The sequence below is a fragment of the Duncaniella sp. C9 genome, from assembly GCF_004803935.1.
Lineage (GTDB): Bacteria > Bacteroidota > Bacteroidia > Bacteroidales > Muribaculaceae > Duncaniella > Duncaniella muris.
On the sequence record NZ_CP039547.1, the window covers coordinates 57,309 to 79,080 of the forward strand.

19 protein-coding genes are annotated in these 21,772 nt (G+C 45.1%); 16 read left to right on the forward strand and 3 right to left on the reverse strand.

The features are described from left to right. Positions 1 to 270 precede the first annotated feature (270 nt). Together E7745_RS00315 and E7745_RS00320 are read right to left on the reverse strand one after the other, a co-directional pair. Positions 271 to 1,236 carry a transposase gene (locus E7745_RS00315; RefSeq protein ID WP_240740261.1) on the reverse strand — a complete coding sequence of 322 codons (966 nt, stop codon included), beginning with the start codon at positions 1,234 to 1,236 and terminating at the stop codon, positions 271 to 273. Continuing rightward, positions 1,211 to 1,582, reverse strand: a complete 372-nt coding sequence (locus E7745_RS00320) for a transposase family protein (protein ID WP_107037111.1) — start codon at positions 1,580 to 1,582, stop codon at positions 1,211 to 1,213. The genes E7745_RS00315 and E7745_RS00320 overlap by 26 nt, the downstream gene beginning before the upstream one ends. A gap of 61 nt (positions 1,583 to 1,643) precedes the next feature. On the opposite strand from E7745_RS00320, the gene E7745_RS00325 reads away from it, so the two are divergent. The 7 genes from E7745_RS00325 to E7745_RS00355 all read left to right on the forward strand — a co-directional run bounded on the left by E7745_RS00325 (position 1,644) and on the right by E7745_RS00355 (position 7,853). Continuing rightward, positions 1,644 to 1,937, forward strand: coding sequence for a lipocalin family protein (locus tag E7745_RS00325; RefSeq protein ID WP_255575985.1), 294 nt, complete (start codon positions 1,644 to 1,646; stop codon positions 1,935 to 1,937). Positions 1,938 to 1,942: 5 nt separating this feature from the next. After that, positions 1,943 to 2,281 carry a hypothetical protein gene (locus E7745_RS00330; RefSeq protein ID WP_128715094.1) on the forward strand — a complete coding sequence of 113 codons (339 nt, stop codon included), beginning with the start codon at positions 1,943 to 1,945 and terminating at the stop codon, positions 2,279 to 2,281. A gap of 17 nt (positions 2,282 to 2,298) precedes the next feature. Continuing rightward, a complete protein-coding gene (locus E7745_RS00335) occupies positions 2,299 to 2,898 on the forward strand; it encodes a hypothetical protein (protein ID WP_123618638.1) in 600 nt (199 codons plus the stop codon). Positions 2,899 to 3,094: 196 nt separating this feature from the next. Continuing rightward, entirely contained in the window at positions 3,095 to 3,289 is a 195-nt protein-coding gene (locus E7745_RS00340) for a hypothetical protein (protein ID WP_136408051.1), read from the forward strand. Positions 3,290 to 3,531: 242 nt separating this feature from the next. After that, complete coding sequence (locus E7745_RS00345) at positions 3,532 to 4,884, forward strand: site-specific integrase (RefSeq protein WP_136408052.1); 1,353 nt, start codon at positions 3,532 to 3,534, stop codon at positions 4,882 to 4,884. 51 nt (positions 4,885 to 4,935) lie between these two features. Continuing rightward, the gene (locus tag E7745_RS00350) at positions 4,936 to 6,051 is read left to right on the forward strand and encodes a YhcG family protein (protein WP_136408053.1); all 1,116 of its coding nucleotides are present in this window, start codon (positions 4,936 to 4,938) and stop codon (positions 6,049 to 6,051) included. 164 nt (positions 6,052 to 6,215) lie between these two features. After that, a complete protein-coding gene (locus E7745_RS00355) occupies positions 6,216 to 7,853 on the forward strand; it encodes an IS1182 family transposase (RefSeq protein WP_240743523.1) in 1,638 nt (545 codons plus the stop codon). 440 nt (positions 7,854 to 8,293) lie between these two features. Here E7745_RS00355 and E7745_RS00360 read toward each other — a convergent pair whose 3' ends face one another. Beyond that, the gene (locus E7745_RS00360) at positions 8,294 to 8,569 is read right to left on the reverse strand and encodes a hypothetical protein (RefSeq protein ID WP_136408054.1); all 276 of its coding nucleotides are present in this window, start codon (positions 8,567 to 8,569) and stop codon (positions 8,294 to 8,296) included. Positions 8,570 to 9,317: 748 nt separating this feature from the next. On the opposite strand from E7745_RS00360, the gene E7745_RS00365 reads away from it, so the two are divergent. From E7745_RS00365 to E7745_RS00405, 9 genes are all read left to right on the forward strand, one after another. Beyond that, entirely contained in the window at positions 9,318 to 9,629 is a 312-nt protein-coding gene (locus tag E7745_RS00365) for a helix-turn-helix domain-containing protein (RefSeq protein ID WP_136408055.1), read from the forward strand. Next, the gene (locus E7745_RS00370; RefSeq protein WP_136408056.1) at positions 9,629 to 10,657 is read left to right on the forward strand and encodes an AAA family ATPase; all 1,029 of its coding nucleotides are present in this window, start codon (positions 9,629 to 9,631) and stop codon (positions 10,655 to 10,657) included. Before E7745_RS00365 ends, E7745_RS00370 begins: the two co-directional genes overlap by 1 nt. A gap of 96 nt (positions 10,658 to 10,753) precedes the next feature. Then, on the forward strand, positions 10,754 to 11,500 hold the full coding sequence (locus E7745_RS00375; RefSeq protein WP_136408057.1) for a DUF3408 domain-containing protein: 747 nt from the start codon (positions 10,754 to 10,756) through the stop codon (positions 11,498 to 11,500). Positions 11,501 to 11,723: 223 nt separating this feature from the next. Continuing rightward, a complete protein-coding gene (gene mobC, locus E7745_RS00380) occupies positions 11,724 to 12,095 on the forward strand; it encodes a plasmid mobilization relaxosome protein MobC (RefSeq protein ID WP_136408058.1) in 372 nt (123 codons plus the stop codon). A 3-nt stretch (positions 12,096 to 12,098) separates the two neighbouring features. After that, entirely contained in the window at positions 12,099 to 13,160 is a 1,062-nt protein-coding gene (locus tag E7745_RS00385; RefSeq protein WP_136408059.1) for a relaxase/mobilization nuclease domain-containing protein, read from the forward strand. 490 nt (positions 13,161 to 13,650) lie between these two features. Beyond that, positions 13,651 to 17,055, forward strand: a complete 3,405-nt coding sequence (locus tag E7745_RS00390) for a helicase-related protein (RefSeq protein ID WP_136408060.1) — start codon at positions 13,651 to 13,653, stop codon at positions 17,053 to 17,055. Positions 17,056 to 17,104: 49 nt separating this feature from the next. After that, positions 17,105 to 20,320, forward strand: a complete 3,216-nt coding sequence (locus tag E7745_RS00395; RefSeq protein ID WP_240740343.1) for a DNA methyltransferase — start codon at positions 17,105 to 17,107, stop codon at positions 20,318 to 20,320. Further along, positions 20,274 to 21,317 (forward strand): hypothetical protein, encoded by a 1,044-nt coding sequence (locus E7745_RS00400; protein ID WP_168181928.1) that lies wholly within the window; start codon positions 20,274 to 20,276, stop codon positions 21,315 to 21,317. Before E7745_RS00395 ends, E7745_RS00400 begins: the two co-directional genes overlap by 47 nt. Beyond that, entirely contained in the window at positions 21,317 to 21,766 is a 450-nt protein-coding gene (locus E7745_RS00405) for a hypothetical protein (protein ID WP_136408063.1), read from the forward strand. The genes E7745_RS00400 and E7745_RS00405 overlap by 1 nt, the downstream gene beginning before the upstream one ends. The last annotated feature ends 6 nt before the right edge of the window (positions 21,767 to 21,772 follow it).

The window sequence follows — 21,772 nt, forward strand, 5'->3', positions numbered from 1 at the left end:
TTGCCCAGCCATTCCCATATAGGTTTAGGTTTATCCGGGCATATATAAAGCCCGAACCAAACCAAATAAGTTTAGCCTTTGTGTCGTTAGAAACGCCAGTGGCTGAGGAAAAGAAAAAAATATGGTAGCTACCGTGGAGGTGCGGATTTTTCTTGCCCTATTATCACCGAGTTACGAAAAATTTGTTGTAACTTTCCTCTAAATCCTATTTGGGCTCAAGCCGAAAGCACGGTGCATATGTTAAATTGGGCAATTAGAAGTGTTAAATTTTTAGGCGTAGAGTTTGACTAATCGGAAGATGAAGAAGTCGCGGTCCCGGACACCACGCATTTGTGAGCGAAATATTTTGACTTTAGAGTTGAATGCCTCGGCAGAGGCATTGGTCGCACGACGACGGAAATAGTTCAGGATTGTTGGGGCGTGGTTCTTGAATGTTTTGATTACCGAGCGGAAGTTGTTGTTACCCAATGCCATTACCTTTTCATACCACTTGTTCATCCTCCCCATGGCTTTTGTCGGTGAGATTTTAGCGTTGAAAATCTTGCGCAGCTCCATCGCAAGGCTGTATGCAGCCTTCAATATTGGATAGTATTTGAACAGTATGTTGACACGATGGCGCTGTATGTCAGTCCATTTGTTCTGCGACATCATCAGAGTGTGTTTGCTGCGAGCCAGTATCTGGCGCATGGTCTCTCCGTTGGAGTACGTTACCGGCGGTTCGGACTTGTTGCGGTTGTTTTCCTCTGCGATGAGCTGTCGGCGAATGTCAATGCGGATTTCGTCAACGGCCTCATTATAGACCTGTTGGACATGAAAACGGTCGTTGACTACATGGGCGTTATAGAACACTTCTGCGGCTATGAGCATCATTGATGGCGAGAGATCGCAGGTCACTTCCTTGACCCTGCGTCTGATTGATTTCTCCATAGCTCCGATGAGTATGGATATAATTTCGTCACTCTTTGTTCCGGGAATGGCTGCCGCAAGTGTTCCCTTGCCTCCGTGGCCGTCCTTGTTGGTCAGGAACGTCCATACCTCCCCGTTGCTCAGACACGTCTCATCAAGACTCATGTAAGGGCCGATATTATCGGCGTTGAAATAGAACCCACAGCCAAGCTCCTGTTCGCACCAGTCGGCGTAACCGCTTATCTTATTGCGGTACAAGTCGGCAAAATGTTTGCCGTTGACGCAGTACATCTGCGCTATCTGTTTAATCGACAGGGCTGTCGTCTCCACCTTCGTCTTTTAAAAAAGCCACGAACTCGGCGCTGAGTCGTGTTCCTTCCTCGTTGGGAAGTTCGAGATTGTAGCTGAAGATTTCGTTGGTCTGCCTGTCCCACCACTTGTTCTTGCGCATGTGAAGAAATACAGGCCGTCCACGCATCGGATAGTCCTGTATTGTTACATAATCCGTATAGCCTCGCGCTACGATATTTGGATTACGATAGTCTTCATCAGACAGTTTCTTCTTTTCGTCAAGCCATATGTCATAGGACTGTTCCGTGCGCTCGAAGCGCACCATTTCAAATAGTTCGTCCATGCCCTCGGGCAGGCACATCCATATTGCATCTGCGGTTTTCATGCCACAAATTTAACACTTTTCTCAAAATTCATGCACCGTGCTTTCGGCTTGACCCAACATAATCGGTACATGGGATGCAACCTCAGTCAAGTTCTCGGACAGTGATTGGATTGACATTACCAACCATCCGTCACTTGCCCTGTCAATCACATTCAATTCCGATGGCAGCTACTATGGCCGTGGCGCACTCGGAAACGGCGGTGGAACGTACACAATCAGCGGCAAGACAATCAAGACTTATATAGATGGAGAACTTTATGGCACTTATGTCGTAAAAACTCTGTCAGGCAACCATGCAGAGCTTTCCTTGTCAATGGATGGCTCAACAATGGAAATAAGAGCCACTAAGCGATAACCACAATGAGGAAGATTCTCTCAATGCTCATTTTAGCCGTAATGTCGTCTGTCATTCTTGGAGGTTGCTCTAAGGATGATGACGATATTACAGGCTCGATGAAACTTACCAATCTGTCGGGTATAGATTGGTATGATGGAGAAGTGTGGTACTCCGATGTTCCAAATGGCGACCTCAACGGCGATGTTGACTTTGGCACATTGAAAGTTGGCGAAACAAAGACCGTCAAGACAAAGGGCGCATACTTCTATGTATGTATCAAAAACTCTCGCGGTAAAATGCAACTTAGCAAGCCAAAGAGTGTCAGCAGTTCCGTAACGGTGTCGGCAAGCGATATGTATTAACCTCTACGAAATTTCCCATGAAGAAAATAGTACCTATCTTAACAGTTGCATTGTTTGCTCTTTCAACCGCTTGCTGTGGATGGTCAAAAGGCAATGACAGCACAACCTCCGCGAATGATTCTATCGCCAACGATACGGCGGTGGATTCTCTTGCTATCGCATTGAGCCGCTTGGATAGCATACAGAGCAAAGGGCAGCTCGTTCACTTCGACACTTGGAAAATTGGCAATCTCAAAGGAGTGGAGATACAGGCACAGAAGTTCTCCAGCGAGAATGACAGCATTGTTTTCATAACTCTCCGCAAAGATTGTGGAGGCGAGTATTATTACTCATGGGAGGATGCTTTCATTTTCCAAAAGGAACTTCCCTCGCTTTACGAAGCTATCAACACAATCAAAAGCAACCTCGACCGAGAAACCGACCATAACGAAAAGTACGTCTATTCAACAAAGGACAATGTTATGGTCTATGCCGAAAATCCCGGCAAAGGGTGGAACTTGAAACTAAGTGTTGACGCACACAAGAGCAATTCCTATATCAACCTCACCACGGCAGAACTTGACAAGTTAGTGGAGTTGCTTCAACAAGCTAACAGGAAACTTGACGAAATAAAGTAAAGCTATGTGGATAATTGCGCTTCTCTGTGCCTTTGCTTGGATAGGACAGGCACTTAAAGACGGTGGAAATGTGAAATAAAATTTTTTTTGACTCGCACCCCTGCGCCACAGAGAGGGCGACGCGTTACCCCCGGCACCCCTTATGGTGCTGACCTCAACAATCATTCAGAACTGACAAGACGAGGCTTCCGCATCCGTGGAGGCTTCGCTTCTTTTATGGATAGACCAACGCAAAATTGCGGGCGTTGCCGTCCATCTCAAGCAGTCCAATATCGGCGCAAAAGCAGATATTGTGTTGAAAGTTGCTTATCTGTTGCTTATTGATAAAATAAAAATAGCTGAAAATCAAACGATTAACAGCTATTTGTGGTGCCCAGAACAGGAACACTAATATTGAATCGAGATGAATCGCTGTCAATTTTGAGCCGATTAGAATAAAATTCGTAATATACTGATTATTAGATATAAACAAACCGAAATGAATTGATTTGAAGCGAGAGTGAAATTGATTCTGATTTGTTAAAGTTTAGAACTTGCTGACAAAACGCTGACAAAAGTTGTTGTATATTTGAGAGGGTATTATTACCTTTGCATCAACAAAGTAAGTCATGTCGAATATAAACATTCTCTCCTATGGCAACAATCAAAAGAGCCTTATCGGCGAAAGTAAATGCTTCCGGACGCGCTGAGATTCTTCTCCGCGTATCCGTTTCGCATAGCGTTTCCCACCGTATCAAGAGTGGTCTGTATATCTCTGCCGACCGTTTCAAGGACGGCAAATTCACTAATCCGCGTGACCCGGAAGGGAAACGTGAAGTTCGCGAGGTGCAGGATAGACTGGAAAGCATTGAGAAGTTTCTTATCCGTTTATGTGAGGATAATCCGGTTGAAAAAGTGACAAAAGATTTTGTCCTTGCCCAGTTGGAATTGTTCCTAAACCCACCGAAAGAGGAAACGGTGGTGGTACCGGAAATATCGTTCTTTGATATATTCGAGGATTATATCGCCAAAAAGAACATATCGGAGTGGCGCATCAAACATCTTCGTGTGTTGAAACGCGCCCTAATGCGCTACGAACTATACGTGCAAGCCAACGGCAACAGGAAATACCGAATCAAGCTCGACGAGTTTACGGTTGATGATGTCAATAAGTTTGAGAAATTCTTGCGCTCAGAACATTTTATCTACACTAAATATCCGAAAATTTATGATGCGATTCCGGCTGACACTCATTCCCAGCGAAAGAAACCTAAGCCACATCCAAAGGGCGACAACACTATCATTGGCCTTTTCGGACTGATGAGAGCATTCTATCGCTGGTGTCGTGAGCAGGATATGACTATGAATGACCCGTTTGCTAAATACAACGGTAAGACAACCGAGCGATACGGCACTCCCTACTATATCACAATCGAGGAGCGCGACCAGATTGCTGACTTCGATTTGTCGGCTAATCCATCGTTGGAGTCACAACGGGATATTTTTATTTTTCAGTGCCTGATCGGATGTCGAGTATCTGACCTGTTGGCGATGACTCATGACAGCATCATCAACGGTGCAATCGAATATATGCCGCAGAAAACAGCCGGAGAAAGGCCGCAGGTGGTCCGCGTGCCACTGAATACCCGCGCGTTGGCTCTTGTTGATAAATACAAAGGACGCGAGGGGCTGAATGGAAAACTCTTTCCGTTCATCAGTTCACAGAAATACAATGTCGCCATCAAAAAGATATTCAAGACTTGCGGCGTGACCCGGATGGTGACAATACTGAATCCGACCACCGGGAAAGAGGAGAAACGGCCCATTGACGAAATCGCCAGCAGCCACCTCGCCCGACGCACCTTCATCGGCAACCTATACAAGAAGGTCAAGGATCCAAACCTTGTAGGCTCACTAAGCGGCCACTCCGAGGGAAGCCGCGCCTTCGCCCGCTACCGCGACATCGACGAAGACATGAAAAAGGAACTTGTCGGTTTGCTCGACTGATATATGGGCCTTAATGATAGCAGTTTGAATAAATTTTTGTAAATTCGCAATATGAAACCAATTATAAATCTCTCTCAGGATAAGGAATATCACGTTTGGGTAAAGGAACTCAAACAGCGATACCTGTCCGCACGTCTGAAAGCCTCCATCGATGCTAACCGCACATTGTTGGAATACTATTGGAGTCTGGGGCGTGACATAGCCTCCAAACAATATGCCAATACATACGGCTCTGGCTTTTATAAGAATCTGAGCCGAGATTTGAGATTGGAGATGCCCGGTGAAAAGGGATTCTCGGAGACAAATCTCAAGTACATGTATTACTTTTATAATCTTTATTCTCAGTTGATTGAGAATCGTCCGCAGCGTGTGGACGATTTTGTGGACAAGAATCATCCGCAAGGTGCGGACGATTTCAAGATTGAAATATGCTCTATCCCCTGGGATCATCAAAGAAGAATTATAGACAAATGTAAGGGTGATGTTCATAAGGCATTATTTTTTGTCCGTAAAGTCATTCAGAATAGCTGGGGACGTAATGTGCTGCTGAACTTCCTCGATACAGATTTGTATGAACGAGAGGGGAAAGCCATTACAAATTTCGGTAAAACCCTCCCCGCATTGCAGAGCGACCTTGCGCAGCAGGTTACTAAAGACCCGTATGTGTTCAACTTCTTCTCAATGACTGAGGCTTACAATGAGAAAGAACTGGAGGATGCGCTTGTTGCCAACGTCACGAAATTCCTTATTGAACTTGGAACCGGCTTTGCTTTCATGGGAAGACAATACCGTCTGCAAGTCGGAGAAAAGGAAATCTTCATTGATTTGCTCTTTTACAATACACGGATACATGCCTATTGCTGCATCGAATTGAAGACCGGTTCATTCAATGCCTCACACCTCGGTCAATTGGGACTGTATGTTACCGCAGTCAATCATCAACTTAAAACCGAGCAAGACAATCCAACCATCGGACTTCTGATTTGTAAAGACAAAGACAATATTGAGGCCCAGTATTCTCTGGAAGCATACAATCTGCCTCTTGGAATATCGCAATATGAGCTTACCAAGTTGATTCCTGCCGAGATAAAAAGTACGCTACCGTCTATCGAGGAGATAGAATCATCATTGGAACAGCTTTCGGAAAACGAAGACGAAATGAAATAATTATAGATGGGGCTGTCTAACAAGTTTAGGCAGCCTCTCTTTTGTGTGGTTCATCAACAAAAAAATAAGGCTTTCATGCTGAATTTCAGCGCGAAAGCCTTTGTCATGTCAAAGATTTTAGTAAATTTGGGTTGCAAGTAAACAACTAATAATCAAAACATAACATGGCAAAGTTAGCAATAAAATCTGATAATAGAAAACAAGATTTGCTTCTTCCTCCATCTTTGGATGAACTTGTTCCCGAAAATCATATGGTTAGGGTCGTTGATGCGGTCATCGACCGCCTTGACATCAGTGATATACTTTCGACCTACCGAGGCGGAGGCAACAGTGCCTTCAACCCGAAGATGATGCTCAAAGTGCTTGTGTTCGCTTATCTGAGCAATGTTTATTCCTCGCGGCGCATCGAGGAGCTTCTCAAACGCGACATCTATTTTATGTGGCTGTCCGGCATGAAGCGTCCGGACTTCCGCACAATCAATTACTACAGGGGCAAGCGGTTGAAGGAAGGGTTTGATTCTGTATTCACACAGGTCGTGCAGTTGCTTCACGATGAGGGTTTTGTATCGTTGAAGGTGCAATATATAGATGGTACAAAGATTGAGTCGGTCGCCAACAAATACACATTTGTATGGAGAGGTTCTGTAGAGAAGCATGATTCGAAACTTAAAGCCAAGACGGAAGCATTGCTCAACCAGATAGAACAGAACCACGCCATAGAGAATGAGGAGAATCCTGTCGGAGGAGAGTTGACGGCAGATGAGGTCACAGAAAGGGTTGAACGCATCAAAGCCAAGGTTGACGCAAAAAATCTCAGCAAGGAGGAACGCAAGGCACTCAGTGAGATGGAAAATGATGCCGTGCCGAGGATGGAGCGTTACAAAGAGCAGCTCGCCACCATGGGCACACGAAACTCCTACTCCAAGACCGACCCGGATGCCACGTTCATGCGCATGAAGGAGGACGCCATGCTCAACGGTCAGCTAAAGCCTGGGTATAACGTTCAGATGTCCACTGAAAATCAGTTCATAACCAACTTCGGTATATATCAGCGTCCAACCGATACCCTCACAATGATCGGCTATCTTGAATCGTTCAGATCGAGATATGGCATACAGAGTCAGGAGATTGTGGCAGACAGCGGTTACGGTTCGGAGGAAAACTATGAATACATGTTCAGCAACGGGATGCTTCCTTATGTGAAATACAACATGTTCCATGTCGAGCAACGCCGCAAGTACCGCAATGATCCCTTCCGGGTCTCCAATCTGTTCTATAATCCGCAGGAAGACTTCTATGTGTGCCCGATGGGCCAGCGGCTGAGATTCATACGTCAGGAAAAACGCCACACGGCAAGCGGTTATCAGCAGACAGTCAGCATCTACAGAGCCACCCGGTGCGAAGGGTGTCCGTTAAGAGGACAATGTCATAAATCAAAAGGGGATAGACAGATAGAGGTTAACCATACCCTTGATGATTACAAGGCGAGGGCACGTGAGCTCCTGACCGGCGAGCAGGGGCTGAAACACAGAAGCAACCGCCCGGTCGAGCCGGAAGCCGTGTTCGGGCAAATCAAGGAATGCGGCAAGTTCAGAAGACTGAGGCTGAAAGGTCTGACCGGAGCGAAAATCGAGTTCGGTCTTAAAGCACTTGCCCATAATCTGAGGAAACTTGCCCTTGCATGGGCAAAATCCTCTTTTTCACGCCTGTTTTTATCGCAAAGATGCCTCTACAGGCGCAATACAAACCCTTTGGTCTGCGGTTTTGTACCTAATCGCGATTTTCGCAAGAAAGCAGCCTGATTCTCTCAATATTAAATCTAAAAAAGAGACTGCCTAACTTTGATTGTTAGACAGCCTCATTATACCTCCCGGCTCATCATGCTTCGGCATGGCGAGTCGGGATTTTTTAGTTTAGCGGCTGTGAGGAGCTGTGAGCGGTCACATAGTCCTATGCTATCGCGGATTTGGGATTCGGAGAGGATGGGAATGTATCTTTGCATCAAAATCGCGTCACTTTTGGGCAATGCCGGGCAAGATGAGCCGATGCTGCCTGAAAATTTGGATTCGGAGTGGATGGAATTGTAACTTTGCAGAGTCGCGTCACTTTGAGGCACTGAGAGGCAAGATAGTCCCATGCGCCCTGAATATTTGGATAGCAGTATGACTCTGACTTAACTTTGCGGTGAATCTTGATGGCGTTACCACCGCGCACCGGCTTTCAGCCGACATGCGCTTCAAGTTCACTCGCGATTTTCAATTGCATCACAATAATCGACCGCAACAACGAAGTCGCGGTTATGTTCATCTGGAAAATTATTGTTGGGCAATGTTGGGAAAAGTGTGTGCAAACGTGGGAAATGCACGAAAAAGCGAAATCTTTTCTTTTTGATGGCTTGTTTCTCTTCTGAAATCCAGTTGGTCAGCGTGGCCAAATGCGGCCATAGATATACTTTGTGCGGCCAAGGGGTCTGAAAATTTGGAAATCGAAGACCGCATGTTGTATATTTGTCGAGCATTACGGCTGATGAAGTCCTCTTTGCGTTCAAGATATTGTTTGCAGGAACGGCAAAAGCACGACTCCCGTAGGTAGTGATGCGACGCTTATCGGACAACTTCGGAAATTAAAAAGAATATTCAAGACATTCGTCGGACGCCGTCGGACTTTTCTCAATACTTAACCACTTGTGATTGAGTAAATGTAAGAAGTAAAACGCTGAAATATAGCAATGTCCGAGGTTTGCCCGATGCAAACCAAGCGGTTGAGACACGTGTTTTGTATACGAAGACCGACCAAAAGTAGAGCGTTGAAATCGAGATGAATTCTCATCCGGCACATTCAAAATTATACTCTGAGGAATTGCTGCCCAATGTTTTTCTCTTGATGAAGACAAATGACTGACAAGGGTTTTCAACCAACTGACCCACGGCGGGTTAATGCCGACATTATTTCTCAATGGCATAATAGCGCTATCGGGACTGCCATGGAAGTCCTGATGCCGGAGAGAAACCAATTCCATACCAATGCTTGAGGCAGTGGGATAGCCAAAGAGCCACTGGAATCTTTTTATCGTAGTGAGGGGCGCGTGACCCCGTCCCATTTCAATTCTTTTCGTGGACATTCCGCAACTTATCCGACCGCCCCGGCAGTCGGTACGGCCACCGCTATGTCTTTTCGGAAAAATGTAACTTTCGTCTTATGGAGCTGTGGCGCATCACTCCGCCAACGCCACAGATTCTTACCCCCCGGCGGAATCCGATGATTATATGAATAATATCATGACCCTCATAGAGAGTGGAGTCACCGGTCTGACCCTCACTCTGACAATCGAAGACCTCAAGGCCTTCGCGACCGATATGATTGAACAAGCCAAGGCGCAGCTTCTGCCAGTAATGGTCAACGCCTCGCAGGAGAGCTGCATCCCCAAGAAGGAAGTGCTGGAGATGTTCGGTGTATGCCCAACGACTCTCTGGAACTGGGAACGCTCCGGTTATCTTGTTCCCGTCAAGATGAAGCGCAAGATTCTCTACCGCCGCGCCGACGTTGACCGTCTGATAATCGAAAGAGGAAGACAGTGATGGACGCGAAAGATCTTGACACGCTCTGGCAAGCCTCGCAGATACGCGTCACAGACGAATTGGCGATGGCTCCCGAAGTGTTGTTCTGCAACGGCTCTGTTATCGGCACACTTGGCAACTTCTCAGCGTCCACAGGCAAAGCCAAGAGCAAGAAGACATTCAATGTCAGTGCCATTGTAGCCGCCGCGCTTACAAACGGTGAATGCCTCGGATATTCGGCAGAGTTCCCGGACGATAAAAGAACGGTTCTGTACTTCGACACCGAGCAAAGCCCATACCACTGTCAGAAAGTGATACGACGCGCCATAGAACTCGCAGGTTTGCCCACCGACAGACACCCCGACAACCTGTTTTTCTCGCAGTTGAGGGCGCAGGTTCCCGACACCCGTCTAGAAATAATCGACCGGGCGATAGCCACAACGCCAAATGTAGGATTGGTAGTGATCGACGGCATCCGTGACCTTATGTTCGACATCAACAACGCCACCGAGTCATCGCGCCTCATCAACAAACTGATGGAATGGACAGACAACAATCAAATCCATATCCACACGGTGCTCCATCTCAACAAGAGCGATGACAACGTACGCGGTCATGTCGGCACCGAGTTGAACAACAAGGCTGAGACCGTTCTGCAAGTCAGCAAAAGCGCGACCGATGATGAAGTGACCGAAGTGTCGGCATCCTGCATCCGTGCAATGGACTTCTCGCCATTCGCCTTCCGTATCAACGACAACGGTTTGCCTGAGATCGCCGACGGCTATACCTTCAACCGTCAGAAGCCGCAGACATTCTCCTACAATGAACTGACATCCGAACAGCATCGCGCGGCATTGGAAAAAGCGTTCGCGAATGGAGCAATCAAAGGTTGTCAGAACTGCGAGGACGGACTCAAACAGGCGTATGCCGCCTGCGGCTTCCCATTCGGCGACGGAAAGGTGACGAAACTGAAAACATTCCTTATGAACAAGAGGATGATTGTCAGAGAAAACGGAGCCTACGCCTACAATCCCGATTTCTACTACTGATTTCAGTTCAGTTTGGAACGGGGTGTATATAAGCGAGCCAAACTTGAACCGACAAGCCATTCTTAACCCCTTTGTCCAATAATTAAAATAGATATTATGAGTAATAAAAATATTGTAGTTCCTGAAGATCAAGATGAATTCATGGAATGGATGAGGGAAACCTCACGACCGACATACGCGAAACCCGGCGAGTCGGATTCCAAGGCACGAGAAAGTAAATCTTCCGACAAACCGATGGACAACTTTGATATAGACAATATCAACATGAATATCTTAGGGCTGGAGGATGAAGTCACTCCAACGACTTCAACGACTGATGCCAACAAAGCCATTGGAGCGGGCACGTCACTTTCCGATGAAGCGAAGGCAATCAAGGAAAGGATGCACGCGAAGCAAGTAAAAATAGACGAAGATGAGGCCAAACGCGTAGCCGCCGAGGAAATGGCAGAACGTGAGAGCGATTCTACCTCCGCTATACAATCCGCATTATCCACTAATGTGACTATAATGACTGAGGTTGATACAGTCAATGAAGTGAGTGGTGTCAATAAGGAAGAAGAGGTGTCAACTGACAAGATGCCGTCCCAAAAGAAGCCCACCCGAATCAGTGCCAGGATGCGACGTACCAAACTTGCAGACTTCCACGACTCCTATCTCGTAAAGACAAGCACCAAGGACGGCTCTCCGATAACAATTTCCCCCGACCTCATCAAAATGGCCTATCGGATTTGTGCTCTCTCAGGCGACCACAAGGCGCGGCCGACCTACCTCATCAATAATCTCCTGCGTGAGATTTTCAAGGAAATGGAGCCGGATATTTCGGAGTGGTCGAAACTTGACTGAGATTGAGACAGCACCTAAGCACAAGCCCTAACCGATGGCGAATTTGAGAGGTTATAGCCTCTTAATCGCAGCGGAAACTGACGCCCATAGGCGACAACCACCGCAATGATAATGGAGGGGGAGCGAGTTTAGGCTTTGGTAATACCAAGCCGTTTTCTGCACCTCGAAACTCCCCCTCCATTCTTCACTACAATGACTATAACCGTTTAATAACTTTAGTGATATGAATAGAAAAAAGAACCGCCGCCCCATGCCGGGGCACGATGTCGAGGATATGTATGATGTGATCAACCTACCCAAGACAATCAAGTTTTCTCTAAACCAGCTCGACCACGCAAACGAGCGCAAGCGCAAGGCCGGCTACCGGAATTTCTCCACATTCGCCCGTGACTGCATCCTCAATACGCAGATTGTGGAGCGCCTTTCGCCGGAGCAGATGAGGATTCTCAACGAACTTATCCGCGAGGGTAACAACCTTAACCAGATCGCCAAGGCGTGCAACAGCGGAAGATGCTTCGCTGTGGCAAACCAAGCCACGGCAGTGCTGAAAAGACACAATGCGCTCATCGACCTGTTCTATGAAATTAAGGCCTAAAATATGTTTGCCAAGATAAGAAAAGGTAACGGATTTGGAGGCTGTCTGGACTATATAACCCGTGTCAAGCAGGACGACAAACCTATAGAGAAGCGTGTCTGGAAAATCCTCGACAGCGACGGCGTAAGGATTGCCGATGGTGAGAAAGATTGGCGAAAGAGAGCCGCCGCCGACATAGAGCGGCCAACCCTGACAAGGTCTAAAATCAAAGACCCGTGCGGACATATCACGTTGGGATTTGCACCGGAGGATGCCCACCGCCTGACCGATGAATTCATGACTCAGATCGCCAAAGAATACATGGAGGCGATGGGGATAAAGAATACTCCATACGTTATTGTCAGGCACACGGATGCTGACCATCCCCATTGCCACCTTATGTTCAGCCGCGTGGATTACGACGGAAAAATCATCAAGCCAGTCACGAATTGGCACCGTAACAAGCGCGTATGCTTCGATATAACCGAACGCCATGGCCTGACCATTGCCGAGGACAGTCTTTCGATTGACACCTCAAAACTGCGAGGCGCGGAGAAAAGCCGTATTGAAATCCGCCAAATTGGTCACGAAGTCCTGAAAGACAAATCCATCACTGACTGGCCGACATTTCAGAGAAGGATGAAAGAACGGGGCGTGAATGTGAAATGCCTGTGGAAAGATCCCGATGCAAAGAAACTTGAGATTAAGACCCTCATCTATGCTAAAGGCAATCATTCTTTCATCGCATCCAAAATCGGCAAGGATTATACGCCCACCGGCTTACTTACCCAATTTGAGGCAAACCTCAAAAGCCAAATGGCTCCGACCGCCAAGGCCGCCACGACGGCTCTGACACCCGCAGCTGCGCCTCAGCCCCAAGCCCCGGCAATTACCCTTTCAACGCCATCACTCGGAAGCCAATCGGCAGACGACACCAACATGGTACTAGGAGGAGGTCTGTCCGACGACTTCGCTCACTTTCTCAAAATGCACCCCGGCCTCAGCATCGAAGAAGCCAAACGCAAATTCAAGGAACAGCAGAAACTCAAAGCCCAGCAGCGCAAAGGCCCCAAAATGCACCACTAACATACAGCCGCCGAGAGAACCCAATCTCTCGGCGGCTTTTTACGCTAAATATCGGCAATAATGATATGTTACGCAGCATAACCTCATTGTAGTCTGCGAATTTTTTTGTAATTTTGCAGTTGAACCCCGCGATGCGTGGTACCTCAGAGGAGGATTAACACCGGGTGTTGGGTGGTTCGTTTTACATACGAAAGGCGTTTACCAACGCTTGATTCTTGGCTATTCGGAACCTGAGAAATTTTGAATTTGCAACCAAGGATGAAGCAATAGTAGATGCCCCATGGGTACGTTTATGTACTTCCTTCCCACAAACGGTAAGTTATGGGCAGGAATTTTTGCATATACATACTTCGCGGGGTGATTCTACCATTGCTCATTCAGTTGCAATGGCAGTCTCAGGGCCACGAATAGCGGAATGGGCATGGTGTGGCTCCCCGTTTTTCGTTAATATCAACCCAATCTCCGCTTCGAGCCGGCGGCATATTATGTAATGGCTCGTATTTACGACAATATCGAAATAAAATTTGAGCAGGGACTCAAAGATATTATAGAATCTTCAGGTGTTAAACGTGTGGATTTTTGCGTCGGCTATTTCAATCTGCGGGGTTGGGATAAGGTGGTTGAGCATGTTGAGCAACTTGAAGGAGATTTTGTTTTTGAAGGTCGCGCCAACGAACATCGCACTTGCCGTTTGCTTATAGGTATGCACCAGCCACCGGCTGAACTGGTGCGGATGCTTTATTCCAACGGCGATTACACACCTGATTCTGAACTTGTACAGAAAATCAAACGTCGTATCGCTCGGGATTTTCGCAGTCAACTGCTACTGGGAATACCCTCAAAACATGATGAATGGACGCTTCGCAGATTAAGCACCCAGCTTAAATCAAGAAAAGTAGTTGTAAAACTCTCTGTCAAAGAACCTCTCCACGCAAAATTATATCTAGCATATCGCCCGGAAGACCGATTCAATCCCATATTGGCGATTATGGGTAGTAGTAATCTAACTTATTCGGGACTTACAAAACAAGGAGAACTAAACGCAGAATTTCAAGATAGGGATCAAGCTGAAAAATTATCCGCTTGGTTTGAAGCGAGGTGGAATGACAACTTTTGTGTGGATATTACATACGAACTCATCAAAGCCATTGATGAAAGTTGGGCCGCGGAGCGAGAAATTCCACCTTACTATATCTATCTCAAAATCGCATACCACCTGAGTGAAGAAGCGCGTAACGGCATAAAGGAATTTGCCCTTTCACCGATATTTCAACGCGAACTATTCGATTTTCAGCAGAATGCGGTTAAGATTGTTGCACGTCATCTCAACAATGACAAGCGACGGGGTGCAATGATTGGCGATGTTGTGGGTTTGGGCAAGACCATTACAGCCTGTGCAGTAGCGAAAATCTACGAAACAACGTTTGCCGGGACCACACTTATAATCTGTCCTGCCAATTTGCAGGAGATGTGGCGAAAATACATTGTCAAATACGACCTCAAAGCAGAAGTCACTTCAATGTCAAAACCCATTGATGTTGAAAAGGCTCGTTTCTATCGTCTGATAATTGTCGATGAAAGCCATAATCTGCGTAATGGCGGCAAGCGGTATCAGAATATCAAAAACTTGATTGAACACCAGTCGAGCCGTGTTCTTTTGCTGACTGCAACGCCATACAACAAGCATTATTCCGACCTTGCAAATCAATTGCGACTCTTTATATCCGATGACCAAGACCTCGGAATACGACCTGAACGTTACATTGAAAGTCTTGGAGGTGAGCGAGGTTTTCAGATGCAGCATAGCGACATACCAATTCGCACTATCGGAGCATTTCAAAAGAGTGAGGACGTTGAGGATTGGAATGAGCTGATGAAGTTATTCCTGGTGAGAAGAACACGTTCTTTTATCCGTAATAACTTTGCCAAGTATGATGAGAAGGGAAAATACTTGCAATTTCCCGACGGAACAAAATCCTATTTCCCCGACCGGATACCACGTTCCATAAAGTTCGCCACAATTTCAGGTGATCAGTACTCACGGTTATATTCGTCGGATATGATTGATCTGATGGAATCGCTTGCTTTGCCTCGTTACGGTCTCAGCAATTTCATTAGTGACAAAGCCTCCGCTGATGCACCAAAGCATATTCAGACGTTGATTGACAATCTTTCACGCGCAGGAGCACGTATGATGGGGTTCTGCAAAAGCACTTTCTTCAAACGTATGGATTCGAGTGGTTTTGCATTCCTGCTCACACTTTATCGTCATATCCTCCGCAACTGCGTTTATATCTACGCTCTCGACAACAAACTGCCGGTCCCTATTGGTGATGGTAATGCGTTGCCAGAAGATTATACTGAAGACTTTGACAATGACGGGAATGTCTTTGGAGAGGACGGCAATGAGCCGGCTATTGACGCAACCCTTGATATTCCTACTGATCTTGATGATTACATACGAAAGGCCAAAGACCATTACGATATTATCACCCAGAAGAATAATATATCTTGGCTTGATGCTAAATTCTTCAAACGGACTCTTAAGCAACAGCTTAAAGCCGACTGCGAGATTATTCTGCAAATGATTCGGCTTTGTGGAAAATGGAAGCAGAACGAGGATCAAAAGCTCAACGAATTGGAGCAATTATTGCGCGGGAAACATCAGGAATACGACGAACACGCGGCGGATAAAGTCGTTGTCTTCACTCAATACTCCGACACCGCCCGATATATCTACTATCAACTGCGCAAGCGTGGTTTCTCCAATGTGGACTTCGCAACTGGAGGAAGTGATAATCCATCTCAAATTGTTGAGCGTTTCTCTCCTGTCAGCAATGAAGCTGTTTGTAAATACCCACTTGACAAACAGACACGCATACTCATCGCAACGGATGTGCTTTCCGAAGGCCACAATTTACAAGATGCCCACGTAATTGTCAATTATGACCTTCCCTGGGCAATAATCCGGCTCATCCAACGTGCCGGTCGTGTTGACCGTATCGGCCAGAAAGCCGACAAGATTTATTGCTACTCATTCTTCCCGGCCGACGGTGTGGAGGAAATCATAAATCTCCGAGGTCGCCTCAACGACCGCATCAACGCCAATGCCAACATCGTTGGCTCTGATGAGGTGTTCTTCGAGGGTAACGAACAGAATCTGCGCGATATGTTCAACGAAAAATCGGGTGTTCTTGATGATGCCGACGATGGAGATGTCGATCTTGCTTCTCAGGCATATCAAATTTGGAGTAATGCTATTAAAGTAGACAAACGATTAAAAGAGATTATCCCTCAACTTCAGAATATGATTTACTCCACACGCCTTGTTGACAGCCGTGGAGAACAGGGTGTTGTGACCTATACCCGAACAGCCAACGATTTTGATGTGCTGACTTGGCTTGATACTGATGGCAATGTGGTCTCTCAGTCGCAACAACGTATCATGCAGGCTCTTGCCTGCCACCCGGATACACCGTGTGCGCCACCTCTTGAAAACCACCACGATTTGGTCAGCGAGGCTCTTGAAAAAATAAAGGAGCAAACCGTGAACAACACCGGAGGTGTTCTTGGCAACCGTTTCTCCACACGGTATCGTATAGTTGACCTGCTCAATCATTACTACGAGCAACCGACAACGCTTTTCTTTGGAGAAGATCGACGGGAGGAACTTAAATACGTTATCGACGACATCTACAACTATCCGCTCCAAGGAAACGCAAAATTCAATATCGGACGAATGCTTAAAAACAGCGGACGAGCTGCCGATGATGATATTGTAGATTATGTACTTGAACTGCGTCGCAACGGTCAACTTTGCGTGATTGCCGACGAAGACATCGAAACCAAAGAAAATCAAATAATCTGCTCAATGGGATTGCGCCATGAATCGTAATACTTTCAACACTTATATAAATGAGGCCGACTTCCGAGGTCTCTTCCTTATGGAACTTGGATGGAACAAGCCTAAAGGCAATCCCAGACTTCTTCCTATTGTAATAGACGAAACTGAATACAGATTCATCTGCGTTGCTGAACGTAATGGATTGCAGGTGGTTGTTGTGGATGTTGAGAATATCCCCTCCACATCGCTTGCCCGGCGTATAGACGCGCAGCTACGCAAACAGGCACAGGATTATATTGCTATTTACAAGGCTAATGACAGAGATGGTCACCACGCTTGGATTGTACCTGTCAAGAATGTTGACAAGCGAGATCTGGTGAGCATTGAGTATGAATCTCCCTCAAAGGCAGACTTCCTACTTCAAAAACTCGATTGCATCACTTTCGACCCCGCGGAAGCCACAACCATTGTTGATGTAAAGGAGGGAGTGCATCGCGCTTTCGCTGTCAACGCTGAAAAAATCACAAAGGATTTCTATTCGGGGTTCAAGAAGGAACACACTGCCTTTGCCAAGTTCATATCCGGTATAGATGACAATATTGCAGTCAAAGACAACCGTAATAAGCAATGGTACGCTTCGGTCATGCTCAACCGACTGATGTTCTGCTACTTTATTCAGAAGAAAGGTTTTCTTGACGGCAATGTAAATTATCTGAGAGAAAAACTTGAATGGGTGCGTAGAGAGCAGGGGGAAAACCGTTTCTTTGGCTCATTCTATAAAGAATTTTTGACTCGTCTTTTCGCGGACGGTCTCAACGCTCCGCAGCATGACCAAGACTTTATAGACAAATTCGGAAGAATTCCATATCTTAACGGAGGCATGTTCGACCATCACCAGATTGAACGTGACTATGCCGATATTGACATTGCAGACGATGCCTTCATTTCGCTGTTCTCGTTCTTCGATAAATGGCAGTGGCATCTTGACACCCGCGTAACTGCTTCAGGTCGTGACATCAATCCCGATGTCCTTGGTTATATCTTCGAGCAGTATATCAACGACCGTGCCGCTATGGGTGCCTACTACACAAAAGAAGACATCACTGAATATATTGGCCGTTCAACTATTCTGCCGTTCCTTTTCGACAAGGTTGCGAAGAATTCAGGCTCTATGGAAAAACTGTTTGCTTCCGGTGGTTGGGTCTGGAATAAACTCCGTGAAAGTGGCGACCGGTATATTTTTGATGCCGTCAAGCAAGGTTTTACTCCTGATTGGCGTGAACTGATACCCGCAAATATTGCCATAGGTCTCGATACTACAAAACCGGAATTGCTGGAACGACGTAAGGATTGGAACACTCGGACTCCGGAGCCATGGGCATTGCCAACCGAAATCTGGCGTGAGACAATTGAGCGACTTCAGCGTTGCGAATCAATACTTGACAAAATCAAAGGTGGTGAGATTTCCTCGATCAACGACTTCATAACATACAATCTCGACATCCGTTCTTTCGCCGCTGACCTTATCGCAGCAGACGATCCGCCACAGGCATTTATCTACAATTTCTACGATGCCTTGCGCAGTGTGACAATCCTTGACCCAACATGCGGCTCAGGTGCATTTCTCTTTGCTGCGATGAATATTCTCGAACCTCTATACTACGACTGCATCAACAAGCTTGAAAGCTATCCTAACAAGTCTGAGCAGACAAAAGCGGCACTTAATGAGATAAAAGCGAAGTACCGCTCAAACATTCACTATTTCATTTTCAAGTCCATTATTCTCAGGAATCTATATGGCGTTGACATCATGGCAGAAGCCACCGAGATTGCCAAACTCCGTCTTTTCTTGAAAATGGTGGCAGTGGTAGATGTTGACTATAGAGCTGACAACCTTGGTCTCGACCCATTGCCCGACATTGACTTCAACATTCGATGTGGCAATACACTTGTTGGCTATGCCAATGCAGATTCTGTTTATGCCGACCACCAGGGCGACCTCTTTGCTGCACAGGAATACCACGACACCATAGAAGCTGAGATGAACAAAGTATCCATGGTTTTCAAGATATTCAAACACCTCCAACTTACACAAGAAGCTGATAAGCACGAAGAATTCATAGACGCCAAAAAAGACTTGAGCAATCGTCTTATAAAGCTGAATGATACCCTCAATCATCATCTCTATAATGCAACAGCATCTAATATTACATATGACGAATGGTTGAAGTCTCATCAACCGTTCAACTGGATAGCGGAATTCTACGATATCATCCACGGCAACAGTGGTTTCGATGTTATTATAGGTAATCCTCCCTATGTGGAATACACCCGGAAAAACAAGGAAACTAAAAAATCTATCAGTGACATCTATAAATTAGTCGGTTACAAAACCATTAAATGTGGAAATCTCTATGCCTATGTAATCGAACGCAGTTGCCAAATTTCAAATAATACTGATAATATCGGCTTTATTGTACCCCTTACTTTGGCATCAAATAATAATATGCTCGAATTACGTAAGTTGATTACTGATAGCGGATTGTCATGGTTTAGTCACTATGAGGTAAGACCAGCCAAATTATTTGAAGGAGCAGAACAAAGGCTTACCATTTTTTTAATGCGTAAGTCCTGTAAAAGGTCGTTATTTAGCACTTCAATAATACGATGGCATAATGAACATCGTAGTTCATTGTTTACAACTATTCATTACTCTCCATCTTTTTTCAATGGTACGATATGGAGAACGTCTTCTCCGATAGAAACATCAATATATAATAAGTTTCAACAGCAACAATCAGCATCCATTCTATTGCGCGATGCTGGATTTCCATTGCAATATCGTACAGCAGGCGTAAGATACTGGATAATATTTGTAAATAACGGGTTCGGCACCGAATCTCTTAGCAATAAAATAGCATACTACGAAGATATAGAGCAGTCTAAATTTTTTATGGCCGCTTTCAATTCTAATGTCTATTGGTGGTACTATGCCTTGAATTTTGATATGTTCAATCATAAAGATTACATGATTTTCGGTTTTAGATTGTCATATATTCACGACAATCAATTGATTGAACTTGCCAACCAGTTGGAAAGAAGTTTGGAGGATAATAAAGTTGAGCAGATCATCAATAGTAAAACACGAGGAACCGTAACCACTTCTTATTACCAGAAAAAACAATCAAAGCTTATTATTGACGAAATTGACAAGGTATTGGCGAAGCATTACGGATTCACGGAAGAAGAGTTGGACTTCATTATTAACTATGACATCAAGTATCGCATGGGCGATGAAATTAATTCTGATGAATAAACGCGACCAAATATCTATATACATTAATAATCCGACAAGGTATTACTTGCTTTGTCGAATTGTTAATATGGGAGACTCTCGTTCGCCTGACTTAAAATTCACAGATGTATCTGATTATGGATATATAACTAAAGTTGGTCGTTATGATGGGACTATAAAACCAGAAGATGAAATTGATTTTGCATCAAAAAAGGTCGAATTATCTTATCATAAAGATGGTAGCCCTCTTTATAAAAGTCAAAACAAAGGCAATTATAAACCATTGTATTCAAATTTTATGCAACCGGGATTCAGGCAGATACCAATAAATGACTGCTCAGACATCTTACCACTTATCAACTTTCAAATTAGAAGACCTGAAATATATAAGTCCGCTAAATTAGATACCGAGAGTACCAAACACAAGGTTTACATATGCACAAATAAAATTTTATTTACTGAGGAACAGCAATTGTTTGCGGTTATTTATGTTAGGCACAAGCATATTCCCTTAACAAGAATATCGACTAACGATTACTATTCTGATATTCTTGCACGAATTTCAGATGAAACGGATTTATGTATTTTCATTTGTCGTCATAGTTATCCTGCTCCTAAACCATACTATGATTTGGGCTTTAAGGGATGGATAACACCTTACCCTTGTAATTCAGTATCATTTTGTAATCAAAAATCTTTATTTGATGAAATGGTTACAAAGCTACACCATAATATTTTTGACGGGGCATTTGCGACGTATATAAATATACTCGGAGATGGAGAATTATTTCATTTAACAGAAGAAAAGTTATTGGTCCTTGATGAAATTGATATTTTCTTTGAGGGGATCGTGAACCCAGTTGTACATAAACCTGAGTTCACTAAATTTGTATTTGAAATATTCAAATACAATCCACAAGAATTTATCTCTAAGCCTTTTCAAAATAGACAAATGGCATTAAAGGCCATTTGGGACACGATATTATATGAAGGCAAACAACGTAATTGGTTTAATTAATGGAAACTCTTGGGAATGTAATACTACTCGACCGACACCGCTTTGGTTTTCTTGCCGGGAGTAAGATTGCAGCTCTGTCGGTGCTTCCGACCCTTGATTGGGCATCAGAAGTTTCAGTTCGTAAAGATGTTTCCGTTGTCAGCGGTTTCCATTCTCAATTAGAACGACAAGTACTTGATTTGCTCTTAAAAGGCAAATGCGGCATAATTTGTGTCCTTGCTCGTTCTTTATATGCTAAAATACCATTGGAATTCCAGTCAGCCTTTACAGGCGGACGTGTAATTTTTGTCAGCGAAGAAAGGCAAGTTCGCCCTACGAAGAATTCTGCCTATCGCAGGAATCAATTGGTGGTCAGCCTTTCAGATGAGTTGGTGATTCCCCAAATATCGTCTGAAAGTTCACTTCACCCAATAATAACTTCATTCACCAAAACAATATCAATTCTGTAAATCATG

Excerpts from the sequence above, each read along its gene's own strand:
- E7745_RS00320 (WP_107037111.1), bottom strand. The coding sequence starts at position 1,582 with ATGAAAACCGCAGATGCAATATGGATGTGCCTGCCCGAGGGCATGGAC.
- E7745_RS00330 (WP_128715094.1), top strand. The coding sequence starts at position 1,943 with ATGAGGAAGATTCTCTCAATGCTCATTTTAGCCGTAATGTCGTCTGTC.
- E7745_RS00335 (WP_123618638.1), top strand. The coding sequence starts at position 2,299 with ATGAAGAAAATAGTACCTATCTTAACAGTTGCATTGTTTGCTCTTTCA.
- E7745_RS00345 (WP_136408052.1), top strand. The coding sequence starts at position 3,532 with ATGGCAACAATCAAAAGAGCCTTATCGGCGAAAGTAAATGCTTCCGGA.
- E7745_RS00350 (WP_136408053.1), top strand. The coding sequence starts at position 4,936 with ATGAAACCAATTATAAATCTCTCTCAGGATAAGGAATATCACGTTTGG.
- E7745_RS00355 (WP_240743523.1), top strand. The coding sequence starts at position 6,216 with ATGGCAAAGTTAGCAATAAAATCTGATAATAGAAAACAAGATTTGCTT.
- E7745_RS00360 (WP_136408054.1), bottom strand. The coding sequence starts at position 8,569 with ATGCTCGACAAATATACAACATGCGGTCTTCGATTTCCAAATTTTCAG.
- E7745_RS00365 (WP_136408055.1), top strand. The coding sequence starts at position 9,318 with ATGAATAATATCATGACCCTCATAGAGAGTGGAGTCACCGGTCTGACC.
- E7745_RS00370 (WP_136408056.1), top strand. The coding sequence starts at position 9,629 with ATGGACGCGAAAGATCTTGACACGCTCTGGCAAGCCTCGCAGATACGC.
- E7745_RS00375 (WP_136408057.1), top strand. The coding sequence starts at position 10,754 with ATGAGTAATAAAAATATTGTAGTTCCTGAAGATCAAGATGAATTCATG.
- mobC (WP_136408058.1), top strand. The coding sequence starts at position 11,724 with ATGAATAGAAAAAAGAACCGCCGCCCCATGCCGGGGCACGATGTCGAG.
- E7745_RS00385 (WP_136408059.1), top strand. The coding sequence starts at position 12,099 with ATGTTTGCCAAGATAAGAAAAGGTAACGGATTTGGAGGCTGTCTGGAC.
- E7745_RS00390 (WP_136408060.1), top strand. The coding sequence starts at position 13,651 with ATGGCTCGTATTTACGACAATATCGAAATAAAATTTGAGCAGGGACTC.
- E7745_RS00395 (WP_240740343.1), top strand. The coding sequence starts at position 17,105 with ATGGAACTTGGATGGAACAAGCCTAAAGGCAATCCCAGACTTCTTCCT.
- E7745_RS00400 (WP_168181928.1), top strand. The coding sequence starts at position 20,274 with ATGACATCAAGTATCGCATGGGCGATGAAATTAATTCTGATGAATAAA.
- E7745_RS00405 (WP_136408063.1), top strand. The coding sequence starts at position 21,317 with ATGGAAACTCTTGGGAATGTAATACTACTCGACCGACACCGCTTTGGT.